Origin of the sequence: Pseudomonas sp. NCIMB 10586 (assembly GCF_023127895.1) — a bacterium.
Classification (GTDB): domain Bacteria; phylum Pseudomonadota; class Gammaproteobacteria; order Pseudomonadales; family Pseudomonadaceae; genus Aquipseudomonas; species Aquipseudomonas synxantha_A.
On record NZ_SPKQ01000008.1, the window covers coordinates 56,237 to 72,915 of the forward strand.

Genomic DNA, 16,679 nt, shown 5'->3' on the forward strand with positions numbered 1-16,679 from the left:
TTGTCAAAAGCCGCCATAGCCAGAATCAATAACGAAAGTGCCCGCCCTGGATCTGCGCCAATAATTGCCCGGTAACCGGCACGTAGCTCTGCGAACCTGGCAGCCAGGCGTACACCGGGTCATTGCCGGCCTTGGCGGGGTCGAATGCTTCCTCTTTGAGTTTCATTTTCTGGTACTTGAAGGTGCCGGTGGTTTCCATTTTTACCTTGATCCGCAGGAACAGCGGCACCGCATAGTGCGGCAACTGGCCGTGGGCAAATTGCAGCAGTTCGCGCATGTCCAGGGCGGCCAGAGACTCACTCGGGGTGATGGCGACCATGCCAGCACGGCCATTGGTGTTCGCGATCTCGACACCATAAGCCACCACTTCGGCGATTTGCGGGTGTTGCAGCAGCACGTTTTCCACTTCGGTGGTCGAGACGTTTTCACCCTTCCATCGGTAGGTGTCCCCCAGGCGATCGACAAATTGCGCATGACCGAAGCCGATGCTGCGTACCAGATCGCCAGTATTGAAATACCGGTCGCCCTTCTCGAACACGTCGCTGATCACCACTTTGCGATTTTTTTGCGGGTCGGTGTAGCCATCGAACGGTGACTTTTCATCGATCTTCGCCAGCAACAAGCCCTGCCCGCCCGTTGAGACCTTGTGCATGAACCCATCACTGCCGCGCAACGGTTCACCTGTGTCAGGGGCGTAATCCACCAATGCCCAATGCTGCAGGCAAAAGCCGATGGTGTTGTCAAAATTCAGCACGTTGGTAAAACCGATATTGCCGTCACTGGCCGCATACAGTTCGCAAATATGCTCCACCTCATAGCGCTGTTTGAACTGCGCCCATACACCGGGGCGCAGGCCATTGCCGACCATCTTGGTCACGCGGTTATCGCGATCCTGTTCGCTGAGGGGCTGGTCGAGCAAATAGCGGCATAACTCACCGACATAGCCGAGGGTGGTTGCGTTGAACTTGCGCGCATCCTCCCAGAACTGGCTGGCGCTGAACTTGCGCCGAATGGCGAAGCCGGACGCGCCGATAATGGCCGAGCCCCAGCACACGCACAAACCGGTGCCGTGGTACAGCGGCAAGGTGCAATAGAGAACGTCGTGCGGTGCCATGTCCAGGGCAATCCTGCCGAAGCTCACAGCGGTTTTGGTCCAGCGCCCATGCTTCATGATGCCGGCCTTGGGCAAGCCGGTGGTGCCGGAGGTGTAGATATAGAAGCAGGGATCGTTGTAGGAAATCTGCGCGCAGATCGCAAGGTTGTCCACCGGGTGCCCGGCACTGGCCGCCATCAGGTCGATGTAGCCCTCAGGAACTGCGCCATCGGGTTGATCCGCCACAAACCAAGTGCGCTCGGCCGGGATCTGCACCTGATCGCGCACCGCTGCGTAGGCGCTCAGCAACTCTGCCCCCACCACAATGGCAACCGGGTCGACCAGCGTCAGGCTGTGCACCAGCGTCCCCTGGGTTTGCGACGTATTGAGCATGGCGCAGACGCCGCCCAGCTTGGCCACGGCCAACACGTTGAGCAGCAACTCGGGGCGATTTTCAATTAACAGCGCTACCACGTCGCCTTTGCGAATGCCCTGGTCATGCAGGTGATGGGCGATGCGATTGGCCTGCTGATTGGCGTCGCGATAGCTGATCACCTGGTCAGCGTAAAGCAGCGCGGCACCGTCAGGATTGCGCAAGGTCGCTTGCTCGAAATGCCAGCCCAGGCCGCAGGATTGCCTGGGGTCGGTGACATTGGCCGCGCGCATGCCGCGTACCACACGCGGGAGCGCCCGAACGATGGCAGGCACCTTTCGCAGCATCATGCCCCAGGTAATCATGTCGTTTTGCCGATGGCTCATGGCGGGACTTCCTTTTTCTTATTTTTGGTCGAGTCCAGATACATGACGAGCCCGTAGGCACTCGCCAATGCGTTACAGGAAAATACGTCAGCCCTTCTTGGGCTGTACACGCGGGATTTGAAAAGTTTTGTATCCCAAAGGGCAGTCGCCGCAGGCAACGGAATTTTCCGGCAAAAAAGGCGGTCAATAGCTGTAAGGCAAGCCCGACACCTTCGCAAAGGCGCCGACTAAATAACGCAAAATGCAGGATGCACGATGGCCTTTCATGCAAATTGCACGAAAATGAAAATTCGATTGTTTTATAAGTATCTGATTTTTAAAGACTTTTTTCTTTAAGCAATACTGGCACAATCACTGCACCTATCACTCCATGCTTGCCAACTTGAGCCAATGGAGCTGATAGACATGAGCCTGATCCAAGATAAATTCGCTTCGGTATTCTCCAACTACGACGTCACCACCCAGCCACGTCCTGACGGTGGGATCCTGTTGACCCTGCGCAACAGCGAAGGTAAACAGGTCAAGCGCTCGATCTCGTACCAGCAATTGCACACCGCCGATCAATTGACCTGGGTCATCAGCGCCATTCGCCGTGACCTGGCCGAACAAGCCAGCGAGCTGCCGCAGATTTCCATGCTGCAAAGCCAGAACCGCTTTGCGCTGCCGACCTACCATTCGGCATAAGCGACAGACATGAAAAGGGCCGCGACGCCGTTGAGCGTCGCGGCCCTTTTTTGTGCCTTCAGCACAAGCCTTGGCGAGTGGCTTCGTTTTTCGCCTGTACCCGGTTGGTCACGTCCAGCTTGCCGTAGATATTGCGCAGATGAAACTTCACCGCCGCTTCGGAGGTGCCGCGAATCTGGCTGATCTCCCAGATGGTCTTGCCCTCGGAAGCCCACCGCAGGATTTCCAGCTCCGTTGGGGTCAGGGGCTTGCCGGACAAGTTCAGGCGTTTTCTGATAGCCGTCGGCACGCTATCGATGGGGGCACACGTCTGCTCTGGGCTGCTCATCGCTCTCTCCTTATATCTGCTGATGCGGCACCGCCTTTCGGACTCCTCCTATTGACAGATGACATAAACATTGGCGCCGCACAGAGAGTTACATAACCAGCGGAGTGAAAGCGTACAACACAGAACAAACAGCTTCGCCCTACGAATATTCAGGCGTTTTCCCACAACAAGTTCCAACTTGCCCGGGTTGAACATTTAGATATTTATGCTTAGTCGTCCAACCCTGGAAAACGCGCGGCAATGTTATCTGCGCTGAACGTCGGCACCTCGCCCTGGGCGGTGTTGAACAAACGCAGCGCCACCAAGTGCGGGTTCTCGCCGATGTCGAGCCAGTGCGACATACCCGCCGGGATAACCAACAGGTCATTTTTCTCGGCGCGCACGCCGTATACATAATCACCCACATGCAGCATGAACAGGCCCTGGCCGGCGATGAAGAAATACGCGTTATCTTCACGATAGGTGCGCTCTACCAGGAACGGGTCACGCAATTCATGCATCTGGGGATGGTCGCCCGTCACGCTGATCACCTTCGCCGTGGCATAGCCGAGCGCATCGATCTGTGGACGGTACGCCGCGATCATTTGCGCGTCACTGGCGCCTTTCTCGATAACGCTGGGCTGCCAACGTTCAAAGCCTATGCGGTGTTCGGCCAGGGTCGACTGGATGTCGTCGAAATGGGTCAGCACCTTGTTGGGTGTGTCCGCGGTGGCGATGTGGTAAACGGCTACGTAACTCATTGCACGGTTCCTTGATTCGGCTCTTGCAATCGAAGGCCAATGATAATGGCGGCGGCCAGCGCAGCGACGCTGGCGATACTGAACGTCAGGGTCGGGCCCAGCAGGTTCCAGCTATAACCGGAATACAGGGCGCCGAGGGCACCGCCAGTACCGGCCAAGGCAGCGTACAGGGCTTGGCCCTGGCCTTGCTGACGGTCGCCGAAGCTGCGCTGCACAAAGGCAATCGCCGCCGCGTGAAAACTGCCGAATGTGGCTGCGTGCAGGAGCTGCGCCAACAGCAACACCCAGAAAAATTCGGCAAAGGAGCCCAGCAGCAACCAGCGCAGCGCCGCCAGCACAAAGCTGGCCAGCAGCACCCGGCGCACCGAAAAACGCGCCAGGATACGGCTCATGGCCAGGAACATCAGGACCTCCGCCACCACCCCCAGGGCCCACAACATCCCGATCACGCCACGGCTGTAGCCCAAGTGTTCCAGGTGCAGGGTGAGGAAGGTGTAATACGGGCCATGGCTCATTTGCATCAATGCCACGCAGGCATAGAACGCCAGCACCCCGGGACTGCGCAATTGCTTGAGGAAACCGTCACCGGCCAAGCGATTGCCATGGCTGGCAGGCTGGGCATTGGGCACCCACAGGCTGGCGCCGATGATGCCGGCCATGATCACTACCACCACGACCGGGTAGATATCCAGGCTCAGCCAGTCGAACAGCCGCCCCATGATCACTACAGTGAGGATAAAGCCGATGGAGCCCCACAGACGGATCTGGCTGTAGCGCGAGGTTTGCTTGTGCAGATGGGCCAGGGTGATGACCTCAAACTGCGGCAGCACCGCGTGCCAGAAGAATGCGTGCAGGGCCATGACCATCGCCAGCCAGGCGTAGGTCTTGCTGACGAAGATCAGGCAGAAACTGGCCAGGGTACAGGCCGCGCCAAATCGCACAATGGCCAGGCGCCGGCCGGTGAAGTCGCCGATCCAGCCCCACAGGTTAGGCGCCACGCAGCGCATCAGCATGGGGATGGCCACCAGTTCGCCGATACGCGCGCTGGAAAAGCCCAGGTGATCGAAGTACAACGCCAGGAACGGCGCCGTCGCCCCGAGCAGGGCGAAGTAGAACAGGTAAAAGCTGGAAAGGCGCCAGTATGGGAGCGGTGGGGTCATTTTATTGGGGCTGCTTCGCAGCCCGGCGCGAGCAAGCTCGCTCGCCACAACAAGCGCACTCACCCTGGCAAGCTCGCTTGCCGGCGGCGATCACAGTTGGCCCAGTACCGGTGTGGTCACGCGCACATCGGCATTTTGCCCACGGTTGCGCAGCAGGTGGTCCATCAACACGATGGCCATCATGGCTTCGGCAATCGGTGTGGCGCGGATGCCGACGCACGGGTCATGACGGCCCTTGGTGATCACGTCCACCGGGTTGCCGTGTACATCGATCGAACGGCCCGGTGTGGTAATGCTTGAGGTCGCCTTGAGCGCCAGGTGCGCAACAATCGGTTGGCCGGAGGAAATACCGCCAAGGATGCCACCCGCATTGTTGCTGAGGAAACCTTCAGGCGTCAGCTCATCGCGATGTTCGGTTCCGCGCTGGGCAACACAGGCGAAGCCTGCGCCGATTTCCACGCCTTTGACCGCGTTGATGCTCATCAGCGCGTGGGCCAGTTCGGCGTCGAGGCGGTCGAAGATCGGCTCGCCCAGGCCCGGCTTGACGCCTTCGGCCACCACGGTGATCTTGGCACCGACGGAGTCCTGGTCGCGGCGCAACTGGTCCATATAGGCCTCCAGCTCCGGCACCTTGTCCGGGTCGGGACAGAAGAAGGCGTTGTCTTGCACGCTGTCCCAGTTCTTGAACGGGATCTCAATCGGACCCAACTGGCTCATGTAGCCACGGATGACGATGCCTTGGGTGGCCAGGTATTTCTTGGCGATGGCACCGGCGGCCACGCGCATGGCGGTTTCACGCGCCGAGCTGCGGCCACCGCCACGGTAGTCGCGCTCGCCGTATTTATGGTGGTAGGTGTAGTCGGCATGGGACGGACGGAACACATCCTTGATTGCCGAGTAGTCCTTGGACTTCTGGTCGGTGTTGCGAATCAACAAGCCAATGGCGCAGCCGGTGGTGCGGCCCTCGAACACCCCGGAAAGGATTTCGACTTCGTCCGGCTCCTGGCGCTGGGTGGTGTGGCGGCTGGTGCCGGGCTTGCGGCGGTCGAGGTCACGCTGCAGGTCGTCCAGGGACAGCTCAAGGCCTGGTGGGCAGCCGTCGACAATGGCGACCAACGCCGGGCCATGGCTTTCGCCCGCGGTGGTGACAGTGAACAGCTTGCCGAAGGTATTGCCGGACATGCAGGGCGCTCCGTGAAATCAGTTGAATCAAGTCAACCGTAATAACTTAAGGCGGCCAGTATACGCAGGCTAACCGACTAGTTCATCCTCGAAACCTTACCGGTAGACATTGGTCCAACCGGCACCTCACTGATGATGGCGCGATGATGCTGCGAGTTCTGCTGTTCACCCTTACCCTGTTTACCGCCGCGGTCCAGGCCGCCTCCCCTGTGGTACTGCAACGCCCTATCAGCCTGGACACCGGCAGCGGCCAACTGTTTGGCTCATTATTGTTGCCGCAGTCCGACAAACCGGTGCCTGTGGTGCTGATCATCGCCGGCTCCGGCCCTACCGACCGCAATGGCAACAGCGCCGACGGCGCCCGCAATGACAGCCTCAAGCGCCTGGCCTGGGTGCTTGCCCGGCATAACATCGCCAGCGTGCGCTACGACAAGCGCGGGGTCGCCGCCAGCCTGGCCGCCACGCCGGATGAGCGCAACCTCACCCTGGACGCCTATGTGTCCGATGCGGTGGCCTGGGGCAAGCTGCTCAAGGCCGACAAGCGCATGGGCCCGTTGATTGTGCTGGGCCATAGCGAAGGCGCGCTGGTAGCCGCCCTCGCCGCGCCGCAACTGGCGCCGGCCGGGGTGATTTCCCTATCGGGCAGCGCCCGCCCGGTAGACCAGGTGATTCGCCAGCAACTGGCCGATCACTTGCCCCCTGCCCTGTTGTTGCGCAGCAATGAAATCCTCGTCCACCTCAAGGCCGGCCAAGTGGATGCCGACGTGCCGCGCCCACTCGAAGGCATCTTCCGACCAAGCGTGCAGCCTTATCTGATCAGCCTGTTCCGCGCCGACCCATCGGCCGCCTTCGCCAGGCTGAACATGCCGGCGTTGATCATCCAGGGCACCAACGATATTCAGGTCGGCGTAGCGGATGCCCAGCAGTTGAAACACGCCAAGCCCGACGCGCAGTTGACGGTTATCGAAGGCATGAACCACGTGATGCGCATCGTGCCCAACAACGTGAAGCAGCAACTGGCGTCCTATAATGACCCGAAACTGCCCCTGGCTGCGGAACTGGGCCAGCGTATCGTCGCGTTTATCGACGGACTTCAACCCCGTTAAGCGACAATTTGCCTCCAGTCCTGGGCAAACCGGCCGATAAGTCCAGAGTCGACAGTAAAAAGACTGTCGGCTTGCTGGGCTTGGACAGGATCGCGCCGCATGACAACCACCGAATCAACACCCGAATCTACCGCCGACACCTCGACTGCAACCGCGGCCGTCGAGGCGGCGGCCCTGCCGTGGGCGGACGTCCACGCCGAACACTTCAAGATGCTGCGCCTGGCTCCGCTGACCACCGACCGTGCCACTGGCGCACGGCCGTTGCGCTTTGTGCAGTTCGGCTATGCCGAGCGCCACGACAAGCACCACAGCCTGTTGCGCATGGTTATTCAACTGCCCGGCCAGCGAGTACGCCGCGAGCAGAACCACCTGGATATCTGGGTGGACCACGATAAACATCGCGTGCATTTCGGCCCAGGCAACAGCCTGGAAATCGAACCGGCCAACCGGGGGATCGGCCGTTTCCTGGTCGCTCAGGCCGCCGCCTGGGCGAAGAAGAAGTGGTCCCACTACCGCGTCGACGGTGTAGACCTGGCCAACAAGGACGCCCTCAACGAAGCCACGCGCCTGCGTCGTGATCACTTCCTGCGCATCCAGGGATTTGATGTGGCCTATGCCGACGTGCAGCACCTCAAAGGCAATGTGCAGCCGGGCAAGGTTGGCGACGTGCTGGACAGTTGGAACACCGAGAAGGTGCAGTTCGTGGAGATCCTCGAAGCCGCGCAGATGCTGCAACAGGCCGATCAGAACCTGGCGGAACAGGAAGTGAAGCTGCGCAAGGAAGAGGAAAAAGTCATCAAGTTCAAGCGCGAGGACAGCGGGCTGCGCTTTACCATCACGTGCCTGGTGGCGTTTACGGTGTTTCAGGCAGGGTTGTTGATCTGGATTGCCACGCACCGCTGATAGATTGAAATGCAATCAAAATGTGGGAGCCAGCTCCCACATTGACCGAGTTTCTGCAGTTATATCCGGGCAGCGAAAACGGCCTGGTGTTGGCGACACTGCTCAGCCGTCAGCATGAACACCCCATGCCCACCCCGCTTGAAGTCCAGCCAGGCAAAGTCGACTTCCGGATACAGCGCGTCAACATGCACCTGGCTGTTGCCCACTTCGACAATCAGCAAACCCTTCTCGGTCAGATGGTCCGCCGCCTCGGCCAGCATCCGGCGTACCAGGTTCAGGCCATCGTCACCACAGGCCAGGCCCAGTTCCGGCTCGTGCTGGTATTCATCCGGCATGTCGGCAAAATCTTCGGCATCCACATACGGCGGGTTTGACACGATCAGGTCGAATCGCTGGCCGGGCAAGCCGTCAAAACCATCGCCCTGCACGGTATAGACCCGCTCATCGACGCCATGGCGCTCGATATTCTGGTTTGCCACTTCAAGGGCTTCGAAGGACAGGTCACCCAGTACCACTTCGGCCTCCTGGAACTCGTACGCACAGGCAATGCCGATGCAACCGGAGCCGGTGCACAGGTCGAGGATGCGCGCCGGCGGCTGCGCCAACCAGGGTTCGAAGCGGTTTTCGATCAGTTCGCCAATCGGTGAACGCGGGATCAACACGCGCTCATCGACAATAAACGACATGCCGCAGAACCACGCCTCTTTCAACAGGTAGGCGGTGGGCACACGCTCGTGAATACGGCGATGCAGTAAACGCTGCACATGGGAGATTTCCTCTTCTTCGAGGTTGCAATCCAGGTAGCTGTCAGCAATTTCCCACGGCAGGTGCAAGGCGCCGAGCACCAATTGCCGGGCTTCGTCCCAGGCATTGTCGGTGCCATGGCCAAAAAACAGGTCTTTCCCATGGAAACGGCTGACAGCCCAACGGATATGGTCGCGCAAAGTGCGCAGGCGGGAAGTGATCACGGGGCAAGCTCCTGGAAAAAACGACTGGCAATTCTAACAGCCTTCACCTGTACCGACGATGTACGAAAACACTGGCGCCGTACGTCGGATTTCATCCAATTGCCCCGCATTGTGTTAAACAAGCCCACCTCTTGACATGGCTGCACGCCAGCAACGGCGTACCTTACGATAGTAGCGATTCACAGAAGCGCTCAGCCAGTGGACAATGTCGCAAAAGCCCCACTCACAGGAGCCCCAGAATGTCCGTTCCAAAGACGATGTTTCAACTCAGCGGTCGCGGTTACGCAGCAGCCAACCTCAGTCATGCGACCCTCGTGATCATCGACGCCCAGAAGGAATACCTCAGCGGCCCGCTCGCCCTCTCGGGCATGGACGCAGCTGTCGCTAATATCAAACAACTGGTCAGCGCCGCGCGCAATGCCGGGCGCCCGATTGTGCATGTACGCCACTTGGGTACCGTAGGCGGTCTGTTTGATCCACAGGGCGAGCGCGGCGAATTCATCCCGGGGCTTGAGCCAGAGGGTGACGAAACCATCATCGGCAAGCTGCTGCCGAGCGCCTTCCACGGCACCGGCCTGGAAAAACACTTGCAGGACCTTGGCTCCCTGGACCTGATCGTCTGCGGCTTCATGAGCCACTCCAGCGTCAGCACCACCGTGCGTGCGGCCAAGAACCTGGGCTTTCGCTGCACCCTGGTGGAAGACGCCTGCGCCACTCGCGACCTGCCCTACAAGGGCGGCATCCTGAGCGCCGAACATGTGCAGCACACCGAAATGGCGATCATGGCCGACAACTTCGCCACCCTCGCACTGACTAAAGATCTGATCTGATCATTCTGGCGTTGAGCGGCGTGTTTATTGCTCCGCTCATCCGCAAAGCCCTTTCATTTGGCGCATTTACCCCTCCCTCCGGAACAACCTGTGTATTGTCCGGTCGAAGGGCCGATACCCTGGAGGAAAGGTCGGAATGAAGATATCCGATGGTTTTGATGCTCGTCGCTTGCGCCCCAAGGGCCCGAGCAACTGGCGTCTGCGCCTGGTGGCGGGCATTGCCGCGTTGCTGGCGATCATAGGCTTGTTGTTGGCAGGCGCTGGTGGCGCCGGCCTGTTTGGGCATTCGCCGGCACTGGGCGAGTTGAATGCCAGCCCGGGCGGCTCGGCGATCCTGTTGGGGATCGGCCTGCTGGTGCTGTGGTTGGGCGTATGGTTATGGCGCCGCAGCCGTCGGCGGATGCGTCAGCCCTTGTCGTTGAATATCGCCTCGCACCTGATGAAAAAGCACGACTGATGGCGCTTGGATAGCGTTTGCTGCGCCCTGGCCGCCGCGATTTAGGTAAACTGCCCGCCCTTCGCGGAGGCTGACATGCAAGACGACGATTTTTCCCTGTTCAAAAACGAGCTGCGCGGCGTCAAGCCGATCAAGCACGACCGCGCCGACACCGGCAAACCCAAGACCGACCGGGCACAGATCGCCAAGCTGCGCCAGGCCGCGACCGTGCGCAGCGATGCCACTACCGTGGATGGCCTGTCGGATCAGTTCGTGATTGACGTCGGCCCCGAAGACGAGCTGATGTGGGCCCGAGATGGTGTGCAGGAAAGCCAGATGCGCAAGCTCAAGGCCGGCCAGGTCCCGTTCGAAGGCAGCCTCGACCTGCACGGCATGAACGTGGAAAAGGCCCGGGAAACCCTGTGGGCCTTCCTCGCCGAAGCGACTAAATTCGAAATCCGCTGCGTGCGCGTCACCCACGGCAAGGCTGTGCGGCTGGATGGCAAGCGGCCAATGATCAAGAGCCACGTCAACACCTGGCTGCGTCAACATGCCCAGGTGCTTGGCTTTACTTCCTGCCAGGCCCGCCACGGCGGTGCCGGTGCGGTGTATGTGATGCTCAAGCGCACCATGCTCGAAGGCCGCGACGAGTAAAGTGCCATCGTCAGGCTTGCAGCGATGTGCCCGCCACCGTAACCTTGCGCTTTGCGAAAATCCCACAGGTAGTTTCATGTCCCTGGAACAGAATTACACAGAGATTCTCGGCCAACTCGGCGAGGACGTCTCCCGCGAGGGTCTGCTCGACACGCCAAAGCGTGCCGCCAAGGCGATGCAGTACCTTTGCCGCGGTTATGAACAGACGCTCGAAGAAGTCACCAACGGTGCCTTGTTCAGCTCCGATAACAGCGAAATGGTGCTGGTCAAGGACATCGAGCTGTACTCGTTGTGCGAACACCATCTGCTGCCGTTTATCGGCAAGGCCCATGTGGCCTACATCCCAAGCGGCAAAGTGCTGGGCCTGTCGAAGGTTGCACGAATCGTCGACATGTATGCGCGCCGCCTGCAGATCCAGGAAAACCTCAGCCGCCAGATCGCTGATGCGGTGCTGCAAGTGACCGGCGCCCTGGGTGTGGCCGTGGTAATCGAAGCCAAGCACATGTGCATGATGATGCGCGGTGTGGAAAAACAGAATTCGTCGATGATCACCTCGGTGATGCTCGGTGAGTTCCGCGATAACGCGGCCACTCGCAGCGAATTTCTCAGCCTGATCAAGTAACGGGCTGGGTAGGAAAGAACCGGCGTTCATCGCCGGTTTTTTTTCGCCTGCAGAAATCAGGTAAGCTGCGCCCCCTCAGTTATGGGCAAGAGGTAACAGCCATGTTCGTCAAAGCACTTCGAGTGGGCCTCGGCCAGATCATCATCGCGGGCGATTTTCTGACCCGCCCACGCAAAAAGCAGCGCCCCGCCGAACAACAGGCGCGGGTGAACGACGCGGCCAAGGCGCTGACGCTGTACCAATTCCACGCCTGCCCGTTTTGCGTGAAGACCCGCCGCACCCTGCATCGCCTGAACGTGCCGGTAGCCCTGAAGGACGCAAAGAACAACGAGCAGGACCGCCAGACCCTGCTGGAACAAGGCGGCAAGATCAAGGTGCCGTGCCTGCGCATCGAAGAGAACGGCCAGACCACCTGGATGTACGACTCCAAGGTTATCATCGACTACCTGGACAAGCGCTTCGCTGCGGTCTGAAGCACGCTGCGGTCAATGTGGGAGCTGGCTTGCCAGCTCCCACATTTGCGGTGCGGTGTTCTTAAGTCAGTGTTGTCAGGTCCAGATCCAGCAGTGCCGAGCCCAGGCACTTGCCGTGGGCATCCAGCGCCAGCGAGCGGGTCACGCCGCCACGCAGGATGCCCGGCAACACGAAGTTCAGCGCCTGCACATTCGGCAATTCATAACGCCGAACCGGGGCCGCAAGCGGTTCGAGCAAATCCTTGAAAAATTCCGTGACGCGCTCGGCCGTCAGCTGTTCGCACAGCAATGGGTAGTCTTGCGCGCGATAGGCAATGATCGAGATGTTTGACGTGTCGCCCTTATCCCCTGTGCGGGAATGAGCCAGTCTGTGCAGTTTCATTCTTCAATCCTCGGTTTGACCGCTTCACGGGGCAACAGCAACGACGCCACCGCCACCACCTGACGCACGCTCTTGCTCGCCCCACCGCCGCCGGCCGGGCCGTTGGTGTAGAGGGTCTCCACTTCATTGCCAACCCGCACCGCGTCGCTGCGCTCGTCACAACGGGCGGCAACCCGCAGGCGCACTTCCCAAGGCTCGACGCTGCTGCGCGGGCCGTGCAATGAATCCATGCCGATCAACTCGGCGCGCAGGTCCTGCATGTTTACGCCGATCAACGCCAGGCGCTTGAGCACCACGTCCCGCGCCAACTCGGCCCGTGCGACAGCACCGGGACCGCCGTAGGACATCTGCCCTTCACCGATCCAACCGTCCAGATAACCGACGCTGACCTTCAGTTCATCAGGCCGAGCACGCCCGCTCGCCCCCTCAGCGCGCACCCGGTCCACGCCCTCCTCGACAAACCCCACCCGGGAAAAGTCGGCCGTCACATCCGGGGTCAAATAGGCTGCTGGGTCGTGAACTTCATAGATCAGTTGTTCAGCGCAGGTCGCGCGACTGACCCGCCCACCGGAGCCTGCCACCTTGGTGATCACCGCATTGCCGTCGGCGTCGATCTCGGCCAGGGGAAAGCCCAGGCGCGCCAGATTCTCCACATCCTTGAAACCGGGATCAGCGAAGTAACCGCCACTGACCTGCCCCGCGCACTCCAGCAAATGCCCCACCAACGTGCCCCGGCCCAATCGTTGCCAATCATCGAAGGCCCAGCCGAACTCGAACATCTGCGGCGCCAGGAACAGCGAAGGGTCGGCCACGCGTCCGGTGATCACCACATCGGCGTCGGCGCGCAGCGCTTCAATAATGCCCTCCACACCCAAGTAGGCATTCGCGGAAATCAGCCGCTCGCCCAGCGCACCCACGGTCTGGCCGTTATCCAACAACTGCTCGGCAGGCAAAGCGTGCAGAACATCATCCCCCACCACCGCTACAACCTTCAGACCCAGGCCCAGCTCGGCAGCAATGCGCCGCACTTCAATGGCCGCCGACACCGGGTTGGCCGCGCCCATGTTGGTGATCACCCGTAAGCGACGGCGACCGCCGGGCTGGCCCACGCAGGGCAATACTCGGCGCATGCGTTCACTCAGCAACGGGTCATAACCGCCCTGCGGGTCGCCGATGCGCGCCTGTTGTGCCAGGGCAATGGTGCGTTCGGCCAGGCATTCGAAGACCAGGTAATCCAGGTCGCCATGTTCGGCCAGTTCCACGGCAGGTTCGATACGGTCACCGGAATAGCCGGCGCCGGAGCCAATGCGCAAGGTGTTCATCTCAAATCACTCCCAGGAGCAACGCCGTCAGGGTCATCAACACCGAGGCGGCAAACAGAAAAGGAATCGTGAATCGCTGGTGATCGGCCAACTCGATCTTGCACAGGCCCACCAACAGGAAGGTCGCGGGCGTCAGCGGGCTGACCGGAAAACCGGTGGTGTGCACGCCCAGCAACGAGGCTTGGGCCACTTGCAGGGGGTCGACGCCCAGCGCCTTGCCGACTTCGGCGATCACCGGCATCACGCCGAAGTAGTAGGAGTCGGGGTCAAACAACATGCTCAGGGGCATCGACAGGAACCCCACGACCGCCGGGATCAACTTGCCGTGGCCCGACGGAATCTGCGCCACCGCTACTTCGGCGATAGCCTTGAGCATGCCGGAGCCTTGCATGATGCCGGTGAACACCCCGGCGGCGAGCAGGATACTGGCCATGGTCAGGGCGGTTTTCGCATGGGCGTCGATGCGCGCACGCTGGGCGTCCACGTTGGGGTAGTTGATGCACAGCGCAACCACGGTGCCGAGCATGAACATCACCACCGGGTCGACCCAACCGGCAATCATCACCACCATCACCAGCACGGTCAGGATCAGGTTGACCCAGAACAACCGTGGGCGGCGCAGCTTGATATCGTCGTCGCTGAGCACCCGTTGCGGCACCGCCTCCACGCCGGAACCGGCGCCCAGGCCGAGGCGCTTTTCTTCACGATGGCCCAGCCACCAGGCGCACGCGAAGACGAAGATCAGCCCGACGATCTGCACCGGGATCAACGGCTGGAACAGATCGGCCACCGGCACATGCAGCGCCGCCGACGAACGCAGCACCGGGCCGGTCCAGGGCAGGAAGTTGACGCCTGCGGCCATCGCACACACGCAGGCGAGGATGCGTTTATCAATGCCCAGCCGCGTATACAGCGGCAGCATCGCCGGCACCGTCACCAGAAAGGTCACCGCGCCGGAGCCGTCCAGGTGCACCAGCAACGCCAGCGTCGCGGTGCCGACCACAATTCGTGTAGGACGCGTCCCTACCGTGCGCAGGATGCGATCAATGATGGGGTCGAGCATCCCGGCATCGGTCATGATCCCGAAAAACAGGATCGCAAACACAAACATGCCGACCACAGGGGCGACGTTCTTGATACCGGTGATGATAAAGGCACTGGTTTGCAGGCCGAACCCACCGACCAGCGCGGCGATGATCGGCAAGGCGATCAGGGCCACCAGTGGCGAGAGACGCTTGCTCATGACAGCGACAAGCAGGCTGAGAATGGTGATGACGCCCAGGGTTGCGAGCATGGATAACTCCAGGGTGGCCGTTTTGGGCCGGTTATTGTTTTCCCGGAGTATTGGAAGCGGGTTAGTCTTTGTAAATTGGAATATTCGGCCTAGCACGTTCGGAAAAACAAAATGAAGAACTCGATCCAGCACATCCAGGCCTTCCTCGCGGTGGCCCGCACCGGTAGTTTCACCAAGGCGGCCCACGAGCTGCACCTGTCGCCTTCGGCCCTGACCGTGCAAGTACAGCAATTGGAAGACTGGCTCGGCGTCGCCCTGCTCGACCGCAGCCCGCGCCATGTGAGCATCACCGCTGCCGGCCAGGATGCGCGCGGGCCCATGGAAAAACTGCTGCTGGACCTGGACAACATCGTCACCGGCTCACGCGACCTCGCAGCCTTGCGTCGCGGCGTGGTGACCATCGCCGCCCTGCCGTCAGTTTGCGCCGGCGCCCTGCCCCCGGCCTTGCGCCTGTTTCGCCAGCGCTTTGCCGGGATCGAGGTGCGCCTGCATGACCTGGTGGCCCATCGCATTCATGCCCAGGTCCGCAACGGCGAGGTGGATTTCGGCATCGGCGTACGGGCGCGCCTGAGCCATGGCCTGCAATTTCAGCCGGTGCTCAATGATCGCTTGTGCGCGTTTGTGCCGCTGGATCATGCGCTGACGCGCTATCGGTCACTGACCCTGGCGCAACTGGCCGACCAGCCAATTATCCTTACCGGACGTGACAGCAGCGTGCGCGAACAGGTCGACGCACTGTTCGACCAGACACGGCTGACGCTGAATGCGGGCATGGAGGCCAACTACATGTCGACGGTATTGGCGCTGGTGCGCCAGGGGTTGGGGATCAGCGTGCTGCCGGAATCGGCGGCGGACAGCCTGGAGGGATTGAAGCGAATCGACATCGATCATCCCGGCGTGAACCGGGAGATCGGCTTGATCACACGCAGCGCGATGGCATTGAGCCCGGCGGCGCAGCGCTGCTTTGAACTGCTCAACAGCACATTATCTACAAGCACATCGCTCTAAATGTGAACTCAATCCAGCATCGCCACGTGCTTGGGATGGCTGGCCACCCGCTGCAACCACGCCTGCACCGCCGGGTAAGGCGCCAAATCAAAGCCGCCTTCATGGGCTACATGGGTGTAGGCATACAGCGCGATATCAGCAATCGAATAGGTGTCGCCCACCAGGTACGGCGTGGCTTGCAACTGGCGCTCCATGACTCTCAATGCCTTGTAACCGCCCTTGTGGGTGGTCTTGTATTCCTCAAGACGGTCCTGCGGCATATTCAGGTAAAACTGGATAAACCGCGCCACCGCTATATACGGCTCATGGCTGTACTGCTCGAAAAACTGCCACTGCAATACCTGGGTGCGCAGGCGCGGTTCCGTGGGCAGGAACTCGCTGCCATCGGCGAGGAAATTGAGAATCGCATTGGACTCCCATAGGCAGGTGCCATCTTCCAGTTCCAGTACCGGGATCTTGCCGTTGGGGTTCTTCGCCAGGAACTCAGGGGTCTGGGTGTCGCCCTTGAGGATGTCGATATCGATCCACTGAAACGGGATCCCCAACAAGCTAAGCATCAATTTGATCTTGTAGCAGTTGCCCGACTTGTAATCGCCATAAACCTTGTACATGGGCTCCCCTTATGCCGCTTTGCGCATTCCGAGCGAATGCTTGCGCCCTCAAAGTGCGGGTATTGCGGCAATGTTTCAAGGCGGCGGGCGGAATAAATCTACCTGTCCCCCTGGGAGTCAGCCT

19 protein-coding genes are annotated in these 16,679 nt (G+C 60.5%); 9 read left to right on the forward strand and 10 right to left on the reverse strand.

The genetic code is table 11. The features are described from left to right. Positions 1-25: 25 nt before the first annotated feature. Positions 26-1,852, reverse strand: a complete 1,827-nt coding sequence (locus E4P01_RS03880; protein WP_078821930.1) for a long-chain-acyl-CoA synthetase — start codon at positions 1,850-1,852, stop codon at positions 26-28. A gap of 405 nt (positions 1,853-2,257) precedes the next feature. Here E4P01_RS03880 and E4P01_RS03885 point away from each other — a divergent pair, with 405 nt between their 5' ends. Next, positions 2,258-2,536: a DUF3509 domain-containing protein gene (locus tag E4P01_RS03885; RefSeq protein WP_003172952.1), complete on the forward strand. Its 279-nt coding sequence runs from the start codon at positions 2,258-2,260 to the stop codon at positions 2,534-2,536. 58 nt (positions 2,537-2,594) lie between these two features. On the opposite strand, the gene E4P01_RS03890 is transcribed toward E4P01_RS03885, so the two are convergent. The 4 genes from E4P01_RS03890 to aroC form a co-directional block, all read right to left on the reverse strand. Next, positions 2,595-2,864, reverse strand: a complete 270-nt coding sequence (locus tag E4P01_RS03890; RefSeq protein ID WP_032880144.1) for a helix-turn-helix transcriptional regulator — start codon at positions 2,862-2,864, stop codon at positions 2,595-2,597. Positions 2,865-3,073: 209 nt separating this feature from the next. Beyond that, positions 3,074-3,604, reverse strand: a complete 531-nt coding sequence (locus tag E4P01_RS03895) for an acireductone dioxygenase (RefSeq protein WP_078821932.1) — start codon at positions 3,602-3,604, stop codon at positions 3,074-3,076. Further along, on the reverse strand, positions 3,601-4,764 hold the full coding sequence (locus tag E4P01_RS03900) for an MFS transporter (RefSeq protein ID WP_032880141.1): 1,164 nt from the start codon (positions 4,762-4,764) through the stop codon (positions 3,601-3,603). Before E4P01_RS03900 ends, E4P01_RS03895 begins: the two co-directional genes overlap by 4 nt. 90 nt (positions 4,765-4,854) lie before the next feature. After that, positions 4,855-5,946 carry a chorismate synthase gene (aroC, locus tag E4P01_RS03905; protein ID WP_032880139.1) on the reverse strand — a complete coding sequence of 364 codons (1,092 nt, stop codon included), beginning with the start codon at positions 5,944-5,946 and terminating at the stop codon, positions 4,855-4,857. A gap of 143 nt (positions 5,947-6,089) precedes the next feature. Here aroC and E4P01_RS03910 point away from each other — a divergent pair, with 143 nt between their 5' ends. Both E4P01_RS03910 and E4P01_RS03915 read left to right on the forward strand, forming a co-directional pair. Beyond that, on the forward strand, positions 6,090-7,052 hold the full coding sequence (locus E4P01_RS03910; protein WP_078821934.1) for an alpha/beta fold hydrolase: 963 nt from the start codon (positions 6,090-6,092) through the stop codon (positions 7,050-7,052). A 99-nt stretch (positions 7,053-7,151) separates the two neighbouring features. After that, positions 7,152-7,955 carry a hypothetical protein gene (locus E4P01_RS03915; protein ID WP_216091885.1) on the forward strand — a complete coding sequence of 268 codons (804 nt, stop codon included), beginning with the start codon at positions 7,152-7,154 and terminating at the stop codon, positions 7,953-7,955. Between the two features lie 59 nt (positions 7,956-8,014). Here the strand turns inward: E4P01_RS03915 and prmB are convergent, their stop codons facing one another. Further along, complete coding sequence (gene prmB, locus E4P01_RS03920; RefSeq protein ID WP_216091886.1) at positions 8,015-8,923, reverse strand: 50S ribosomal protein L3 N(5)-glutamine methyltransferase; 909 nt, start codon at positions 8,921-8,923, stop codon at positions 8,015-8,017. Between the two features lie 239 nt (positions 8,924-9,162). Between prmB and E4P01_RS03925 the strand changes: the two genes are divergently transcribed. The 5 genes from E4P01_RS03925 (at position 9,163) to E4P01_RS03945 (ending at position 11,938) form a co-directional block, all read left to right on the forward strand. Beyond that, a complete protein-coding gene (locus tag E4P01_RS03925) occupies positions 9,163-9,753 on the forward strand; it encodes a cysteine hydrolase family protein (RefSeq protein ID WP_032880134.1) in 591 nt (196 codons plus the stop codon). A 136-nt stretch (positions 9,754-9,889) separates the two neighbouring features. Beyond that, entirely contained in the window at positions 9,890-10,210 is a 321-nt protein-coding gene (locus E4P01_RS03930; protein WP_005789923.1) for a hypothetical protein, read from the forward strand. A 75-nt stretch (positions 10,211-10,285) separates the two neighbouring features. Next, positions 10,286-10,843, forward strand: a complete 558-nt coding sequence (locus E4P01_RS03935) for a Smr/MutS family protein (RefSeq protein ID WP_005789925.1) — start codon at positions 10,286-10,288, stop codon at positions 10,841-10,843. A 76-nt stretch (positions 10,844-10,919) separates the two neighbouring features. Continuing rightward, complete coding sequence (folE, locus tag E4P01_RS03940; protein ID WP_005789928.1) at positions 10,920-11,465, forward strand: GTP cyclohydrolase I FolE; 546 nt, start codon at positions 10,920-10,922, stop codon at positions 11,463-11,465. 101 nt (positions 11,466-11,566) lie between these two features. Continuing rightward, positions 11,567-11,938 (forward strand): glutathione S-transferase N-terminal domain-containing protein, encoded by a 372-nt coding sequence (locus E4P01_RS03945; protein ID WP_078821935.1) that lies wholly within the window; start codon positions 11,567-11,569, stop codon positions 11,936-11,938. 61 nt (positions 11,939-11,999) lie between these two features. Here E4P01_RS03945 and E4P01_RS03950 read toward each other — a convergent pair whose 3' ends face one another. Genes E4P01_RS03950 through E4P01_RS03960 form a run of 3 tightly spaced genes read right to left on the reverse strand, consistent with a single transcriptional unit; the run spans position 12,000 to position 14,936 of the window. Continuing rightward, positions 12,000-12,320 (reverse strand): hypothetical protein, encoded by a 321-nt coding sequence (locus E4P01_RS03950; RefSeq protein ID WP_078821936.1) that lies wholly within the window; start codon positions 12,318-12,320, stop codon positions 12,000-12,002. Continuing rightward, positions 12,317-13,642 (reverse strand): acyclic terpene utilization AtuA family protein, encoded by a 1,326-nt coding sequence (locus tag E4P01_RS03955; protein WP_216091887.1) that lies wholly within the window; start codon positions 13,640-13,642, stop codon positions 12,317-12,319. The genes E4P01_RS03950 and E4P01_RS03955 overlap by 4 nt, the downstream gene beginning before the upstream one ends. Position 13,643: 1 nt before the next feature. Beyond that, the gene (locus E4P01_RS03960) at positions 13,644-14,936 is read right to left on the reverse strand and encodes a citrate:proton symporter (RefSeq protein WP_216091888.1); all 1,293 of its coding nucleotides are present in this window, start codon (positions 14,934-14,936) and stop codon (positions 13,644-13,646) included. A 111-nt stretch (positions 14,937-15,047) separates the two neighbouring features. Between E4P01_RS03960 and E4P01_RS03965 the strand changes: the two genes are divergently transcribed. Next, positions 15,048-15,944, forward strand: coding sequence for a LysR family transcriptional regulator (locus tag E4P01_RS03965; RefSeq protein ID WP_032880126.1), 897 nt, complete (start codon positions 15,048-15,050; stop codon positions 15,942-15,944). An 8-nt stretch (positions 15,945-15,952) separates the two neighbouring features. Here E4P01_RS03965 and E4P01_RS03970 read toward each other — a convergent pair whose 3' ends face one another. Continuing rightward, a complete protein-coding gene (locus tag E4P01_RS03970; protein WP_032880125.1) occupies positions 15,953-16,555 on the reverse strand; it encodes a glutathione S-transferase family protein in 603 nt (200 codons plus the stop codon). Positions 16,556-16,679 lie beyond the last annotated feature (124 nt).

Bases quoted from the DNA above. Each gene is read 5' to 3' on its own strand.
- E4P01_RS03880 (WP_078821930.1), bottom strand. From the start codon at position 1,852: ATGAGCCATCGGCAAAACGACATGATTACCTGGGGCATGATGCTGCGA.
- E4P01_RS03885 (WP_003172952.1), top strand. From the start codon at position 2,258: ATGAGCCTGATCCAAGATAAATTCGCTTCGGTATTCTCCAACTACGAC.
- E4P01_RS03890 (WP_032880144.1), bottom strand. From the start codon at position 2,864: ATGAGCAGCCCAGAGCAGACGTGTGCCCCCATCGATAGCGTGCCGACG.
- E4P01_RS03895 (WP_078821932.1), bottom strand. From the start codon at position 3,604: ATGAGTTACGTAGCCGTTTACCACATCGCCACCGCGGACACACCCAAC.
- E4P01_RS03900 (WP_032880141.1), bottom strand. From the start codon at position 4,764: ATGACCCCACCGCTCCCATACTGGCGCCTTTCCAGCTTTTACCTGTTC.
- aroC (WP_032880139.1), bottom strand. From the start codon at position 5,946: ATGTCCGGCAATACCTTCGGCAAGCTGTTCACTGTCACCACCGCGGGC.
- E4P01_RS03910 (WP_078821934.1), top strand. From the start codon at position 6,090: ATGATGCTGCGAGTTCTGCTGTTCACCCTTACCCTGTTTACCGCCGCG.
- E4P01_RS03915 (WP_216091885.1), top strand. From the start codon at position 7,152: ATGACAACCACCGAATCAACACCCGAATCTACCGCCGACACCTCGACT.
- E4P01_RS03925 (WP_032880134.1), top strand. From the start codon at position 9,163: ATGTCCGTTCCAAAGACGATGTTTCAACTCAGCGGTCGCGGTTACGCA.
- E4P01_RS03930 (WP_005789923.1), top strand. From the start codon at position 9,890: ATGAAGATATCCGATGGTTTTGATGCTCGTCGCTTGCGCCCCAAGGGC.
- E4P01_RS03935 (WP_005789925.1), top strand. From the start codon at position 10,286: ATGCAAGACGACGATTTTTCCCTGTTCAAAAACGAGCTGCGCGGCGTC.
- folE (WP_005789928.1), top strand. From the start codon at position 10,920: ATGTCCCTGGAACAGAATTACACAGAGATTCTCGGCCAACTCGGCGAG.
- E4P01_RS03945 (WP_078821935.1), top strand. From the start codon at position 11,567: ATGTTCGTCAAAGCACTTCGAGTGGGCCTCGGCCAGATCATCATCGCG.
- E4P01_RS03950 (WP_078821936.1), bottom strand. From the start codon at position 12,320: ATGAAACTGCACAGACTGGCTCATTCCCGCACAGGGGATAAGGGCGAC.
- E4P01_RS03955 (WP_216091887.1), bottom strand. From the start codon at position 13,642: ATGAACACCTTGCGCATTGGCTCCGGCGCCGGCTATTCCGGTGACCGT.
- E4P01_RS03960 (WP_216091888.1), bottom strand. From the start codon at position 14,936: ATGCTCGCAACCCTGGGCGTCATCACCATTCTCAGCCTGCTTGTCGCT.
- E4P01_RS03965 (WP_032880126.1), top strand. From the start codon at position 15,048: ATGAAGAACTCGATCCAGCACATCCAGGCCTTCCTCGCGGTGGCCCGC.
- E4P01_RS03970 (WP_032880125.1), bottom strand. From the start codon at position 16,555: ATGTACAAGGTTTATGGCGATTACAAGTCGGGCAACTGCTACAAGATC.